This window comes from Cognatundibacterium luofuense, assembly GCF_018139685.1.
GTDB lineage: Bacteria > Pseudomonadota > Gammaproteobacteria > Burkholderiales > Burkholderiaceae_D > Undibacterium > Undibacterium luofuense.
The window spans coordinates 1-451 of sequence record NZ_JAGSPN010000149.1; the positions used below are offsets into that span (position 1 = coordinate 1).

Here is a 451-nt window from a genome sequence, read left to right on the forward strand (position 1 = left end):
GACGTAAGCCCTGACCGGTTTCTATCAGGAAGTCTTCCGACGCCGCCTGAGCGGTTTGCGTCGTCTGATCTATCATCAGGTGCAATCTTAATTCCTGCCCCTCCAGCGCCTGTAGCAGCACAGTGTCATGCTCTGTGATGCTGTTGATACTGAGCATACGCAACAAGGCCTGATTACAGGACAGTAATTGCCCTTCCGGATTAATCTGAAAAATCCCGGTTTCTGCATTGTCAAACAGCGTCTGGTATTTTCTCTCTCCTAATGCATGCTGAATGCGCAGGTGACGTTCTTCATCAAGCGTACTGACCAGATTGCCTATCAGCTGATTCACATCGCTGACCAGCGTGCCCAGCTCATCCGATCCATGATAGGAGGGGGATTGCAGCAACTCGCCTTTTTCCGGCCTTAAACGGTGCAGCCGGGAGGATATACTCATAATTGGACGGGTAAT

At 50.8% G+C, this 451-nt stretch carries 1 protein-coding gene; it reads right to left on the reverse strand.

Features of this window, described 5'->3' with window-relative positions; translation table 11 throughout:
- Window positions 1–388, reverse strand: a 388-nt coding sequence (locus KDM89_RS19765) for a PAS domain-containing protein (protein WP_212689597.1), incomplete at its 3' end; no start/stop codon positions are given.
- Window positions 389–451 lie beyond the last annotated feature (63 nt).